The organism is Rhizobium sp. UFLA01-1127 (assembly GCF_059803845.1).
The window spans coordinates 42,811-57,233 of sequence record NZ_JAUQTZ010000028.1; the positions used below are offsets into that span (position 1 = coordinate 42,811).

Sequence of the window (14,423 nt, forward strand, 5' to 3'; positions counted from 1 at the left end):
ACCTCTGAAGAGGCAAAAGAAATCCGTTCACCAAAAACGGTGCCAAAAACTCTTGACTGTGATTCGGGGAAATGCGATTCTTCAGTTGCTACATTGAAGAGAAGGCTTCCACGACGGCAACGTTTGGGGGCCTTTTTTCTTTTGCTAAGCTTCCTTTCCCATCAAAAAACCTGACAGCTGTCAGGAGTTGCGACTATTTCGTTGGCGAGAAAAGCGCTCGACCAAGCCGGGCAGCTCCTCTTCGACAAATTTTATGAATTCGGTTCCCAGCGCTCCTTCGGCCGAGATTCGAACTTCCTTGGGTAAGACAAGGAAGGCTCCGAGCTGAGTTCCGGAGGCGTCGGCAAGCGGGATCTGCGTACTGCTGCGCGGACCGGGGCGAGGCTTGGTTGCATTGAGAACCTGCTGGAATCTCTCATTCGATGTCTCATGTTCGTCACGAGCACCGGACAGGATCGCGCGTACGGTCCGCAGCGCATCCGGTGTGTCGGATATGGTTTTTGCGAGCTCCAGCCATCGAGGCCTGCCGATTTTCGGTGCTCGCCCGATCGACTCGATCACATCCGAAGGGATTGCCCGGTAGACGCTGCGCATTCGCGCAAGCTCGGCATCCTCGATCGAAAGGGCTGCGTAGATATGTCGTGCCTTGATGCCTGCATCATCCATACGGGCGGCAAACAGGGCGCGTTCGATCCATGTCAAATCTTGCCGGCCGGCGTTTTCGATGCCCTGAGCCAAGACCAGGTCGAGATCGGAGATTTCGACTTCAATGGCGCGCACTGCACGGCCAAGTTCACGAGCAGCCCGCCATCTGCGATGGCCGTAAATCACCTGATAGCGATCGGATTGAGACGGATGCCGTCGAACCTGAATCGGAATCTTCTGCCCTTCCTCCTCTATCGAGCGCTTGAATCTCTCGAAATCATGGAGATCGTCGTCCGGCAGACGGTCCGGATAGGGGGAGGGATCGATGATGTCCGGATCCAGCTCCTGAATCCAGCCGCCACCGGATTCGACGATTGCCCGCAGCCGATCGCGCTCGGCACGTATATCGCCGATCGCCCGGTGTGCGGCACCGATGACGCCCGCTCCCACACGACCCGGCGGAGCGGGGGAAGGGGCGGGGGAAGGCTGCTCGGTGGAGGATTCGTTGCTGTCCAATTCGGCGGAAAGCAGGCCGAAGCTTGCGACGATGGATTTTCTCGGGCTCTTGCTCATCCACGCCCCCAGCTTGCATTGATGAGCTGCACGATCGACTCGTTGACGGCGTCCACAGCCTCGCGCGCTCGCTTATGCGTATCACGGCCGATCTGGCCCATCTCGAGCTCGTACAAGGAGCGCTTGGCAAGTCCGGCCGCTTCGACCGCCGTACTTTCGATTGCCGTCGGCAACAAGACGTCGGCGCCGAAGAGGTGGCGCAACATGGCGACCACCTGCGACTGCGGCGCATCGTTCGGATCGTGCCGGGTGACCAGATATCGGATGAAATCTTGGTCGAGCTGGGCGCCGCTTTCGTTGAGCACGCTGATCAGATCGCCCATCATGAGGAGGAACTGGCTCATCGATGCCACGTCGAGCATGGCCGGATGCACCGTGATGATCATGCTCGTCGCGGCGTAAATTGCGCTCAGCGTCAAAAACCCAAGCGAAGGAGGTGTATCGAGGATGACGATATCGTAGTCCGCCTCGACCTCGGCAAGAGCAAGTTTGAGGCGCTCGAAAAAGATAGCGCCCGTCCCCGACTTCTGGGCGAGCACACGAGGGGTCTCGTGTTCATATTCCATGACTTCCAGATTGCCGGGAATGAGGTCTATGCCGTCGAAGTAGGTCTTGCGGATGATTTCACGGATCGGGCGCCTTTCTGTGGCATCATATCTCAGAGCGGCATAGATGGTTTCGTTGGCGCCGACATCGATTTCCGGCTGTGCGCCGAACATAGCAGAAAGCGACGCCTGCGGATCGAGATCAAGGGCAAGCACGCGATAGCCATGCAGCGCGAGATAGTGGGCGAGATGAACGCAGGTGGTCGTCTTGGCGCTGCCGCCTTTGAAGTTGGCGATTGCAAGAACCTGAAGGTGCTCGTTCTGGCGGCGGCGAGGCAGGAAGCGAAGCGCTTCGGATGGCTTCTGCTTGGCAAACAGCTCCCGCAATTCATTGATCTGGGCAAGCGTGTAGACGCGATGATTGTTTTCCAGCCGGCTAGGAACGGGGCCGCGGCCTTCGCTCGACATCAGTTTCAAGGTCGAGTCCGGAATCGACGTCAGCTTGGACACTTCGTTGGTCAGAAACTGGCGGAGCATCTTTTCCGATTTCGGCGGATACATGCGCGTTCTGAGCTGCTGGAGCTGGCCCGACAACACGGTTGCATGGCGCGCAATTTTGCTGCCGGCATTTTCCCTGGAAGGAGCCATCGTCTCCATGCGGTTTTCTATCGCCATCTGTTCCTCTTGGCGGCCTGTCGCCGGTTTGCCGACCTTTGGCCGCCAGAAGATAGAACACGATTCTGTCAGGCCGTCCAGAGATTAACGGTCAATGACCGGCTAGCGTATGACAGCCAAGACTCCAAAGCCGATCGACTAACGCGCTGCTTTTCCTGAACTTTCTTCCAGAGAATGCGCAAATACTTTGCTGCGGCGAGCTACATCTTTTGATAGCAAGTCGCGGGCGCAGTCGAGCAATCGGCCTCTATCCGGCTAAGTTATTTGCGATCTCGCTAAAGAGAATCACCGTCTCGCATCTTGTGAGTCGCGTGCTCGTCCTGCCAACAGTACATCCGTTCGTTCAAGTTCTGGGCGATCAATATCGCGTTCCAGCCCCTCGGCAAACAGATTTCAAATTGGTCGCAGGCGGGCAATTGCAAGCCAACCGGCAGGTCTGCCGTTGCAATGAGAAAATCGCTCAGCGCGCTTCATGCATAGCGCCAAACGAGAGCGCCAGCGCCTCAAGCTCCTCGTAAAGCGACTCTGCAAAGCTGCGCAGCACTGTCAGTTCGAAGTCATTGATAGCAGTGCGCGTGAGCTGGATCGTGATATGACCGAATAGGGTCACGGCGCTGCTTCCTTCAGGAAAATTGACCGGATGCAGGTCGATGGCCGTACCTTTGTTGAGGAGCGCGGCTGCATTCGATCCGGAAACACGGATGCGGATACGGCCGTGGCTCTGGTCCGATATGAAAACCCGCCCGGCCAGAGCGTCTGCGAGAGCCTCCTCTTGATGTACGGCGAGCTGCTCGTTGCCGGCGACGAACCATTGCCGGTATCCGGCCGGGCGCACGGAGCTTTTCCTGAGGCCTACTGCAAGAAGATGGCTCATAATCTCCTCGTTCGTGGTCGCGCCCGTGACATGCAAGAGATGGCCTTCGGGCAAAGCTTCCAGCCGGATGGTCTCGCCCTGCAAAACGGCCTTGCCGGCAAGGACCGGCTTTGATGTCGGCAAATCACGCATGGAGTTTCTCGTTCTGAGGGTCGATGAAGACGGGACTGCAGATCATCGCTTCCGTGTATTCGTTTCTAAGGCCATTCCAGACGATAATCTTCTCGCCGATACGCTCCGGACCATTCTTGATGAGCGCGAGCCCGATCGTATGGCCAAGGTTCGGCGAAAAGGCGCTCGATGTGACATAGCCCTGATCGTTTTCGAGCGTTGCAACTGCACCTTCCGACAGGATATGGGCGCCGGTGCGGAAACTGGTCGCGGGGTTCACCGGTCTGACGCCGACGAGGCGAGGCCGGTCGGGCGCCTGCAGGCCCTCACGCTGAAGCATCGCTTTGCCGATAAAATCGGGCTTCGTGGTCGAAACCATGCGGGCAAAGCCAAGATCACCGGGCGTTACCGTGCCGTTGATCTCCGCATGGGTGACGTGGCCCTTCTCGATGCGCAGAACGCCGAGCGCTTCGGCGCCATAGGCGCAGATATCATGGCTTTGACCCGCCTGCATGATGGCGTCGGCGACGAACTCGCCATAAGCCGCGGGCACGCCAAGTTCGTATGCGAGCTCGCCCGAAAAGGAGATGCGAAAGAGCCGGCCCCTGAGCTTGCCGCCGAACAAGGAGACCGCGCGCGCGGTCATGAACGGGAAAGCCGCATTGGAAATGTCGTCATCGACAATCCCGGAAAGGATGGCGCGGGATTTCGGGCCTGCCACCGCCATCTGCGCCCATTGGTCAGTCGACGATGCAAAATAGACGTCCAGCTCGGGCCAGAGCGTCTGGGCGCAGAATTCCAGATGCGTCAGCACGCCGGCCGCAAGCGCCGTCGTCGTGGTCATGAAGAAATGGTCTTCTCTCAAGCGGCTGGTGGTGCCGTCGTCATAGATCATGCCGTCCTCGCGCAGCATGATGCCATAGCGCGCCTTGCCGACGGGCAGCTTGGCAAAGCCGTTGCAATAGATGCGGTCGAGGAAGGTAGCCGCGTCCTTGCCGAAGATCTCGATCTTGCCGAGCGTCGAGACATCGCAGATGCCGGCGTTCTTGCGGATGTTCAAGACTTCGCGATCGACACTTTCGCGCCAGGTCTTTTCGCCATCGCGCGGAAACCAGGAAGAACGATACCAGAGGCCGGTTTCGACGAAGACCGCACCGTTCTTCTTTGCCCATTCATGTAAAGGAGATTTGCGTGCCGGCTGAAAATGCTTAGCCCGCGAAGTACCTGTCAGCGCGCCGAAGGAAACAGGCGTATAGAAGGGCCGGAACGTGGTTGTCCCGACCTCGGCCGGCGAGATGCCGCGGGCTTCGGCCAAGATGCCGATGGCGTTGATGTTGGAAAGCTTGCCCTGATCGGTTGCCATGCCATTCGTCGTATAGCGCTTGGCAAGCTCGACATGGCCATAGCCCTCGCGCGCGGCAAGGCCGAGATCCTCGAGGTGGACATCGTTCTGATAATCGACGAAGGCTTTGCCCTTGCAGCCTTTGACATGCCAGAGCGGCGCGGCGGCGGCCGATGTTTCCTCCGCCGAAGCAAAGGCGGGTGCGACCTTGCCGAAACCGATTGCCTCCAATGCCTCGGCTGCCTTGATGGCTCCGTCACCAAGGCAGCTATCCGTGGAGGCAAGGCCGGCCGCAGAGCCGGCGATCAGCAAGCCGTCCTGCCGTTCCGGCGCGAGGAAAGCTCCATGCCTTTCCGACCAGACCGGCTTAGCCCCGCGATGGCAGGCAAGATGGATGATCGGGCTCCAGCCGCCGGACATGGCCAACGCATCCGCATCGATCTCCTGCGTGCCTGACCTGCTCGCAATACTGACCGCACGGACCTGCCTGGCGCCAAACGCATCGACAACGCATGCGCCGGTCAGCACCTTCGCCCTGCCGGTCCAGCGTTCAGCGCTATTGGCGCGCGTATCGACGATGGCGGCGACTTCGAGGCCCGCGGCTTCGAGGTCGGCGGCAGTCCGGTAGCCGGAACTGTTGGTCGTGAAGACCACGGTGCGCTTGCCGGGAGCAACAGCCTGACGACCCAGATAGCTACGCATGGCCCCTGATATCATGACGCCTGGAATGTCGTTGCCGCCGAACACGAGTGGCCGCTCCTCGGCGCCCGTCGCAAGGATCGCCCGCTTGGCGATGATGCGCCAGAGGCGCTCGACCGGCTGGCGCGGGTCCGGCGTTGCCACATGCTTCTGGACGCGTTCGACGGCGCCGAAGACATTGTCGTCATACCAGCCAATGACGGTCGTGCGCGGCAGGCATTGCACGTTCGGCAGGTTGGCGAGTTCGCCCAGTATGTCCTTGAGGGGTGAATCGCACTCTGAGAGCAAACTGCCGCCGAGTTCGCGGCCTTCGTCCGCGAGAATGACGCGCGCTCCGGCGCGTCCTGCTGTCAGCGCCGCGGCAAGGCCGGAAGGCCCGGCGCCGACGACGATGAGATCGCAATGCGCCCAGCACTTTTCGTAAGAATCGGGATCTGCCTCATAGGACGCCTTGCCGAGACCGGCGGCCTTGCGGATCAAAGGTTCGTAGACTTTCTCCCAGAAAGCGGCCGGCCACATGAAGGTTTTGTAGTAGAAACCGGCGCTCAGGAAGGGTGACAGCAGCCCGTTGACGGCGCCGACATCAAAGGCAAGCGAGGGCCAGCGGTTCTGGCTGCGTGCGATCAGCCCGTTATGGAGTTCGATCATCGTGGCGCGGCTATTGGCTTCCGTTCGCCCGCCTGTGCCAGTCGTGACGAGCGCATTGGGTTCTGCGGCGCCAGCCGTCAGGATGCCGCGCGGCCGATGGTACTTGAAGCTGCGGCCGACAAGCTGGATGCCGCTGGCAAGAAGCGCGGAGGCGAGCGTGTCGCCGGGATGGCCGGTCAGGTTCTTGCCATCGAAGCTGAAGGCAATGGTTTTGGAGCGGTCGATCCGGCCACCGGACGAGAGGCGATAGCTGCTCATGCGCCACCTCCAAGCTTGGCAAGTGCCGCATCGCTGACGCCGTGGACCTTGTGGGTGACGGTGTCGCGCTCGACGATCAGCCAGCGGCGGCAACCGGAGGAGTGATGCCAATATTCCTTGTGCAGCCCTTTTGGGTTGTCGCGCAGGTAGACGTAATCGTACCAGCCCTCCGCGGCGGCATGAGGTACAGGACGGCTGAGGTTCGCATCCCCTTTGATGGTGAATTCTTCCTTGGGACGTGTGCCGCAATGAGGGCAGGAAATCAGGCTTGCCATGTCGTCATGTCCTCAATGCAGGTTCGGTTGGGCGCCGCTGCCCTTTTCATCGATCTGATAACCACGCTGGAAGCGGTCGAGGCGCAATTGCCGGGCCGTCTCATGCGGCTCGTTGCGGGCGATCAGATGTGCGTAGCAATAGCCAGATGCCGGTGTCGCCTTGAAGCCGCCGTAGCACCAGCCGGCGTTCAGATAGAGATTGTCGATATGGGTTCGGTCGATGATGGGAGAACCATCCATGCTCATGTCCATGACGCCACCCCAGCTACGCAGGTAGCGCACGCGGGTCAGCGCCGGGATCATCGCAACGCCGGCCTCGGCGACATGCTCGACGGTCGCAAGATTGCCGCGCTGGGCATAGGAATTGTAGCCATCGATATCGCCGCCGAAGACGAGGCCGCCCTTGTCGGATTGCGAGACGTAGAAGTGGCCGGCGCCGAAGGTGACGACGCAATCGATGAACGGCTTCAGGCCCTCGGAGACGAAAGCCTGCAGAACATGGCTTTCGATCGGCAGGCGCAGCCCCGCCATATCGGCGACGACGGTGGAATTGCCGGCGGCTGCCAGCGCCAGCTTGCCGCAGCCGATGAAGCCTTTCGTGGTTTCGACGCCCATCACCCGGCCGTTTTCGGTGCGGATGCCGGTTACCTCGCAGCCGGTGATGATATCGACGCCACGGCTATCGGCGCCGCGGGCATAGCCCCAGGCAACGGCATCGTGTCGCACCGTGCCGCCGCGCGCCTGCAGCAGGCCTCCCATGATCGGGAAGCGGGCATTTTCGAAATCGAGAAAAGGCAGTTTCTTACGGACGGCCTCGCGGTCGAGCAGCTCGGCATCGACGCCGTGCAGGCGCATGGCATTGCCGCGACGAGTGTAGGCGTCGCGCTGCGCATCCGAATGGAAGAGGTTGAGCACCCCGCGCTGCGAGACCATGGCGTTGAAGTTGAAATCTTGCTCCAGTCCTTCCCAAAGCTTCATGGAAAGTTCGTAGAAAGGATTGTTGCCCGGCAGCAGGTAATTGGAGCGGATAATCGTCGTGTTGCGGCCGATATTGCCCGAGCCAAGATAGCTTTTTTCCAAAACGGCGACGTTGGTGATGCCGAACGTCCTGGCGAGATAATAGGCTGTCGCCAGCCCATGCCCGCCCCCACCGACGATGACGACATCATAGTGCGGCTTCGGTTGCGGCTGGCGCCAGGCAGGCGCCCAGCCGGTATTGCCGCGAAGGCCGTTGAGGAAAACTGAGAAAGCCGAATAGCGCATGATCAGGTCCGCTTTGAACTGCGCTCATGTTGACAGATCGGCAAATAGCGACTTGTACAATTGGGACCTGTTTCGATAGAAAAGGGACATGACTGCGATCGACGCGAGAAATACCCAAAATATCGGCTTCATCCTGATCTCGGGATTCGCACTGATGTCCTTTGCATCCGCAAGCGAGCCGTTGCGCGCCGCCAATCTCCTGGCCGGGCGCGAAATCTACCGGCTCTCAATCTTTTCGCCGGACGGCACCTCGGCGGTATCGTCGGGCGGAGTGCCGGTGCCGGCCGAGCCTCTTCCGGGTCGCGGATCTGGCCTCGGCACGGTTTTCGTCTGCGCCGGCGGATCGCCGCGCGATTGGCACTATCCCTCGGCGCTCGCCTGCCTCCGCCAACTCGCCCGCGAGGGTGTGCGCATCGGCGGCATTTCCGGCGGCCCCTATTTGCTTGCCGCCGCCGGTCTTCTGGCCGAGCGCGATTTCACCATTCATTGGGAACATGCACCGGCCCTGCTCGAAGCCTTTCCAGCGCTTTCGCCCCGCCAGGCGCGTTTCGTCATCGATGGCAACCGCATCACCTGTGGCGGCGGCATCGCGCCGCTCGACATGATGCATGTCTTGATTGCCGAACGCATGGGGGCGGATTTTGCCCGGCGCGTCAGCGACTGGTATCTGCACACCGAAGTCGGCGAACCTGCGGCGCCGCAGCGCGGTTCGCTCGCCGAACGCTATGGCGTTCATCATCCGGGTTTGCTGAGTGTGCTGGAAAAAATGGAAGAAACGATCGAGATGCCGCTCGATCGCGCGGCCATGGCCCGGATTGCCGGGATCACGCCGCGTCATCTCGACCGGCTGTTTGCCGCTCATCTCGGCTCGACCTTTCTCGCGCAATATCGGCGGATAAGGCTGCAGCATGCCCGCCGGCTCCTGGAACAGAGCCCGCTTTCGATTTCGGAAATTGCCATCGCCACCGGCTTTTCCAGCGGCGCGCATTTTGCCCGCGCTTATCGCTCTTTGTATGGGATGGCGCCTGGCGATACTCGTCAGGTGTAGTTTCGTCGCAGTTGAGAAGATTTCACTGGGAGGATAGAGTTCTTCCCAATAAGCCCTGCCGGTAAAAAAGGATATAGAATGAAAACCAAGGCAGACAAAATATCGGCTGACGATCCATCCCATGCAGGACGCTCGGCCTTTTCCCAAGACCCCCACGCGGTTCGCGAGCCGAAGGAAAACAATCTCGAAATGGCGATCGGCCACGAGGTTCGCGCCTATCGCAAGAAGCTCGGCATTACCGTGACGGATCTTGCCGCCGCGACAGGTATCTCGCTCGGGATGCTGTCGAAGATCGAAAACGGCAATATCTCGCCGTCGCTGACGACATTGCAATCGCTGTCGCGAGCGCTCGGTGTGCCGCTGACCGCCTTCTTCCGCCGCTACGAGGAGCCGCGCAATGCCGTCTTCGTCAAGGCCGGCCAGGGTGTTGAGCTCGAGCGGCGCGGCACGCGCGCCGGCCACCAATATAATCTGCTCGGTCATATCGACAACAATTCGAGCGGCGTCATCGTCGAGCCCTATCTCATTACGCTGACAGCCGATTCCGATATCTTCCCGACGTTTCAGCACGAGGGCATGGAGTTCCTCTACATGCTCGAAGGCGAGGTCATGTACCGCCATGGCGACCAGCTTTATCCCATGCAGCCGGGCGACAGCCTCTTCTTCGATGCCGATGCGCCGCATGGCCCGGAGGTGCTGGTGAAACTGCCGTCGAAATACCTGTCGATCATCAGCTATCCGCAGCGAGGCAAGACCGACTGACTTGCCTTAAAAGAAAAAAATATTCTTTTGAGTTGATAAACCGCAATAGACCTGATAGCCATTTTTGCAGATGCGAAAACGGAGGCTTTGGGCATGTGCGGAATTGTCGGTCTTTTCTTGAAGGATAAGGCGCTGGAGCCGAGACTCGGCGCGCTTCTATCCTCGATGCTGATCACGATGACCGATCGCGGACCTGATAGCGCAGGCATTGCGATCTATGGGAGCGATAACGGCAACACGGCGAAGATCACCGCTCAGTCGGCCGATCCGGCAAAGGATTTCGACGGATTGGACTATGAGCTGAGACGCGCGCTCGACGTGCCGGTGACCGTGACTGTCAAGAGCACCCATGCCGTCATCACTCTTGCCAAGGACAAGCTCGACGAGGGCAGGAGGGTCCTGGCGACCCTGCGCCCGAATGTCCGCGTCATGAGCAGCGGCGATACCGTCGAGATCTACAAGGAAGTCGGCCTGCCGAAGGATGTGATTTCGCGCTTTGGCGTGACCGGCATGTCCGGGACGCACGGCATCGGTCACACGCGCATGGCAACAGAGTCCGCTGTCACGACGCTTGGCGCCCATCCGTTCTCCACAGGCTCGGACCAGTGCCTGGTCCACAACGGTTCGCTGTCGAACCACAACAATCTGCGCCGCGAGCTGAAGCGCGAGGGCATGACCTTCGAAACGGAAAACGACACCGAAGTCGCCGCCGCCTATCTCACCGCCGAGATGGCCAAGGGCAAGGATCTCGGCGCGGCGCTCGAAAGCGCGGTCGACGATCTCGACGGCTTCTTCACCTTCGTCGTCGGCACCAAGTCGGGCTTCGGCGTCGTCCGCGATCCCATCGCCTGCAAGCCGGCTGTCATGGCCGAAACCGATCAATATGTCGCCTTCGGCTCCGAATATCGCGCGCTCGTCAATCTGCCTGGTATCGAGGATGCCCGCATTTGGGAGCCGGAGCCGGCAACCGTCTACTTCTGGGATCACGAAAAGGCTGCCTGACAGGCTTGCTGCAATCGAGAGAGTTTTTCATGCCAGTTTTCGACCTATCCGTCACGCCGCTGCGTGAACTCAACAGCGCTCTTCATGGCCTTCCTGCGGGCACCAATGATCTAGCCTTCGAAGTCGTCAATCCGCGTGGTCATCATGCCGTGGCTGCCGGTATCGATGCAGCCGTTACTGTCGATATCAAGGGTTCTGTCGGCTACTACTGCGCCGGCATGAACGATGGCGGCAACGTCACTGTGCATGGCTCCGCCGGCCCGGGCGTTGCGGAAAACATGATGTCCGGCATCGTCGTCATCGAAGGCGATGCCAGCCAGTATGCCGGTGCGACCGGGCAGGGTGGCCTGCTCGTCATCAAGGGCAATGCCGCTTCGCGCTGCGGCATCTCGATGAAGGGCATCGACATCGTCGTCCACGGCAATATCGGCCATATGTCCGCCTTCATGGGACAGTCCGGCCATCTGGTCGTGCTGGGTGACGCCGGCGATGCGCTCGGTGACAGTCTCTACGAGGCCAAGCTCTTCGTCCGCGGTTCGGTGAAAAGCCTCGGCTCAGACTGTATCGAAAAGGAGATGCGTCCTGAGCACCTCGCAAAGCTTTCCGAGCTTCTGGAAAAAGCCGGCGTGCGCGGCGTCAGGCCGGAAGAGTTCAAGCGCTACGGATCGGCGCGCAAGCTCTACAATTTCAACATCGACAATGCCGACGCCTATTGAGACGAAGGGGACCTCATGAGCTATCACAATCCATATACGCCACCCCGCAAGTCGGCGACCTTCGACGATTATACGCTCGCTGAAATCCGTCGCGCGGCGGCGACCGGCATCTACGACATCCGCGGCGCCGGCACCAAGCGCAAGGTACCGCATTTCGACGATCTGCTCTTTCTCGGTGCGTCGATCTCGCGCTACCCGCTCGAAGGCTACCGCGAGAAATGCGACACCACCGTCGTCCTCGGCAGCCGTTTCGCCAAGAAGCCGATTACCCTCAAGACCCCCATTACCATCGCCGGCATGAGCTTCGGCGCGCTTTCGGGCAATGCCAAGGAAGCGCTCGGGCGTGGCGCGACGCTTGCGGGAACGTCGACCACGACGGGCGACGGCGGCATGACCAACGAGGAGCGCGGCCATTCGCAGACACTGGTCTATCAATATCTCCCCTCGCGCTACGGCATGAACCCTAGGGATTTGCGCCGTGCCGATGCGATCGAAGTCGTAGTAGGCCAAGGTGCAAAGCCCGGCGGCGGCGGCATGCTGCTTGGCCAGAAGATTTCCGATCGCGTCGCCCACATGCGCAATCTGCCGAAGGGCATCGACCAGCGCTCGGCCTGCCGTCATCCGGACTGGACCGGTCCGGACGATCTCGAAATCAAGATCATGGAATTGCGCGAGATCACCGATTGGGAAAAGCCGATCTATGTCAAGGTCGGCGGTGCGCGGCCCTATTACGACACGGCACTCGCCGTCAAGGCCGGCGCCGATGTCGTCGTTCTTGATGGCATGCAGGGCGGTACGGCAGCAACGCAGGACGTCTTCATCGAGAATGTCGGCATGCCGACGCTCGCCTGTATCCGTCCCGCCGTCCAGGCGCTGCAGGATCTTGGCATGCACCGCAAGGTGCAGCTCATCATCTCCGGCGGTATCCGCTCCGGTGCGGATGTGGCGAAGGCTCTGGCGCTTGGTGCGGATGCGGTGGCCATCGGCACGGCCGCACTGGTTGCGATCGGCGACAACGATCCGAAATGGGAAGAGGAATACCAGAAACTCGGCACGACGGCCGGTGCTTATGACGATTGGCACGAAGGCAAGGACCCGGCGGGCATCACCACCCAGGATCCCGAGCTTGCCAACCGCCTCGATCCGATTGCGGCCGGCCGGCGCCTTGCCAACTATCTCAAGGTGATGACGCTGGAGGCGCAGACGATCGCACGCGCCTGCGGCAAAAATCACCTGCACAATCTGGAACCGGAGGACCTGTGTGCCCTGACGATGGAAGCTGCCGCTATGGCGCAGATCCCGCTCGCCGGCACCAACTGGTATCCGGGCAAGGGAGGCTTTTGATATTTCGGCCGGGCCGGTAGGCCCGGCCGTTCAATGCATCATCGAAGTGTCTCGAAGAAATCCAAAGGGGAACGAGAATGACACTGGATCTTGCTGCCTTTGCAAAGGACAAAGGCATCAAATATTTCATGATCAGTTATACGGATCTTTTTTCCGGCCAGCGCGCCAAGCTGGTACCGGCGCAGGCCATTGCGGGTATGCAGGAAGATGGTGCCGGCTTTGCCGGCTTCGCGACCTGGCTCGACATGACGCCCGCCCATCCCGATCTTTTTGCCGTACCCGACGCATCTTCCGTCATCCAGCTCCCATGGAAGAAGGACGTTGCCTGGGTCGCGGCCGATTGCATGATGGAGGGCGAACTCGTGGGCCAAGCACCGCGAAACGTGCTGAAGAAGCTCGTGAAAGAAGCGGAGACCGCAGGTAAACGCGTCAAGACCGGCGTCGAAGCCGAATTCTTCCTGATCACCGCTGATGGCGGCAAGATATCGGATGAATACGACACGGCGGAAAAGCCCTGCTATGATCAGCAGGCCGTCATGCGGCGCTACGACGTCATCTCCGAGATCTGCGACTATATGCTCGAGCTCGGCTGGGGCGCCTATCAGAACGACCACGAGGACGCCAACGGCCAGTTCGAGATGAACTGGGAATTCGACGACGCCCTGAAGACGGCCGACAAGCACTCCTTCTTCAAATTCATGGTCAAGTCGATCGCCGAGAAACACGGGCTTCGCGCGACCTTCATGCCGAAGCCTTTCAAGGGGCTGACGGGCAATGGCTGCCATTGCCATATTTCCGTGTGGGACAATGACGGCAGGATCAATGTCTTTGCCGATAGGGAGGCCGAATTCGGCCTGTCGGCCGAAGGCAAGCATTTTCTCGGCGGCATCATGAAACATGCCTCGTCGCTGGCGGCGATCACCAATCCCACCGTCAATTCCTACAAGCGTATCAATGCTCCGCGCACGACGTCGGGTGCCACCTGGTCTCCCAACACCGTGACATGGACCGGCAACAACCGCACCCATATGGTGCGTGTACCCGGTCCCGGCCGCTTCGAGCTGCGCCTGCCTGATGGTGCCGTCAATCCCTACCTGCTGCAGGCCGTCATCATTGCTGCTGGCCTGGACGGGTTGCGCAGCAAGGCCGACCCCGGACCGCATCACGATATCGACATGTATGCTCAGGGGCATCTGGTGAAGAACGCGCCGCGCCTGCCGCTCAATCTGCTCGATGCGCTTCGGGCCTATGACGAGGACGAGGGGCTGAAACAAGCGATCGGTTCGGAGTTCTCCGAAGCCTACCTCAAGCTCAAGCATCAGGAATGGAACGCCTACTGCTCGCACTTCACGCAGTGGGAGCGCGACAGCACGCTCGATATCTGAGCGCGTTAAAAGATGCGAGGACTAATCCATATGCCACGTTTTTCGCATATGGTGGGATCATCCTCGGAAGCTCCTTCTCCCCGCTGGGGAGAAGGAGTGTGCGGCAGCGTACCTGCCTCATGTGCGATTGCCTGGGACACATGAGGCGGAATTTTAGCCGCAGAAGGCGGAGGAAGATCAGCATGACAAGCTATGTACTGACAGTGGCATGCAAGTCGACGCGCGGGATCGTTGCGGCGATATCGAACTATCTGGCCG

The 14,423-nt window shown here is 60.2% G+C and carries 12 protein-coding genes; 6 read left to right on the forward strand and 6 right to left on the reverse strand.

The genetic code is table 11. The features are described from left to right. Positions 1–180: 180 nt before the first annotated feature. From repB to Q4Q11_RS09675, 6 genes are all read right to left on the reverse strand, one after another. Positions 181–1,218 (reverse strand): plasmid partitioning protein RepB, encoded by a 1,038-nt coding sequence (gene repB, locus Q4Q11_RS09650; RefSeq protein ID WP_498569349.1) that lies wholly within the window; start codon positions 1,216–1,218, stop codon positions 181–183. Further along, the gene (gene repA / locus Q4Q11_RS09655; protein ID WP_498569350.1) at positions 1,215–2,438 is read right to left on the reverse strand and encodes a plasmid partitioning protein RepA; all 1,224 of its coding nucleotides are present in this window, start codon (positions 2,436–2,438) and stop codon (positions 1,215–1,217) included. The genes repB and repA overlap by 4 nt, the downstream gene beginning before the upstream one ends. 460 nt (positions 2,439–2,898) lie before the next feature. Beyond that, positions 2,899–3,444, reverse strand: coding sequence for a sarcosine oxidase subunit gamma family protein (locus Q4Q11_RS09660; protein ID WP_112513235.1), 546 nt, complete (start codon positions 3,442–3,444; stop codon positions 2,899–2,901). Beyond that, a complete protein-coding gene (locus Q4Q11_RS09665) occupies positions 3,437–6,370 on the reverse strand; it encodes a sarcosine oxidase subunit alpha family protein (RefSeq protein WP_498569351.1) in 2,934 nt (977 codons plus the stop codon). Before Q4Q11_RS09665 ends, Q4Q11_RS09660 begins: the two co-directional genes overlap by 8 nt. Next, the gene (locus Q4Q11_RS09670) at positions 6,367–6,645 is read right to left on the reverse strand and encodes a sarcosine oxidase subunit delta (RefSeq protein ID WP_112513233.1); all 279 of its coding nucleotides are present in this window, start codon (positions 6,643–6,645) and stop codon (positions 6,367–6,369) included. The genes Q4Q11_RS09665 and Q4Q11_RS09670 overlap by 4 nt, the downstream gene beginning before the upstream one ends. 12 nt (positions 6,646–6,657) lie before the next feature. Beyond that, positions 6,658–7,908 (reverse strand): sarcosine oxidase subunit beta family protein, encoded by a 1,251-nt coding sequence (locus Q4Q11_RS09675; protein WP_498569352.1) that lies wholly within the window; start codon positions 7,906–7,908, stop codon positions 6,658–6,660. An 88-nt stretch (positions 7,909–7,996) separates the two neighbouring features. On the opposite strand from Q4Q11_RS09675, the gene Q4Q11_RS09680 reads away from it, so the two are divergent. The 6 genes from Q4Q11_RS09680 (at position 7,997) to glnT (ending at position 14,165) form a co-directional block, all read left to right on the forward strand. Next, a complete protein-coding gene (locus Q4Q11_RS09680; protein ID WP_498569353.1) occupies positions 7,997–8,956 on the forward strand; it encodes a GlxA family transcriptional regulator in 960 nt (319 codons plus the stop codon). 78 nt (positions 8,957–9,034) lie between these two features. Then, a complete protein-coding gene (locus Q4Q11_RS09685; protein WP_498569354.1) occupies positions 9,035–9,718 on the forward strand; it encodes a helix-turn-helix domain-containing protein in 684 nt (227 codons plus the stop codon). Between the two features lie 93 nt (positions 9,719–9,811). Further along, entirely contained in the window at positions 9,812–10,720 is a 909-nt protein-coding gene (locus Q4Q11_RS09690; protein WP_112513229.1) for a class II glutamine amidotransferase, read from the forward strand. Between the two features lie 29 nt (positions 10,721–10,749). Then, on the forward strand, positions 10,750–11,436 hold the full coding sequence (locus Q4Q11_RS09695; protein ID WP_498569355.1) for a protein GlxC: 687 nt from the start codon (positions 10,750–10,752) through the stop codon (positions 11,434–11,436). Between the two features lie 15 nt (positions 11,437–11,451). Next, positions 11,452–12,780 carry an FMN-binding glutamate synthase family protein gene (locus Q4Q11_RS09700; RefSeq protein WP_112513227.1) on the forward strand — a complete coding sequence of 443 codons (1,329 nt, stop codon included), beginning with the start codon at positions 11,452–11,454 and terminating at the stop codon, positions 12,778–12,780. A 77-nt stretch (positions 12,781–12,857) separates the two neighbouring features. Next, positions 12,858–14,165: a type III glutamate--ammonia ligase gene (gene glnT, locus Q4Q11_RS09705; RefSeq protein WP_112513226.1), complete on the forward strand. Its 1,308-nt coding sequence runs from the start codon at positions 12,858–12,860 to the stop codon at positions 14,163–14,165. The last annotated feature ends 258 nt before the right edge of the window (positions 14,166–14,423 follow it).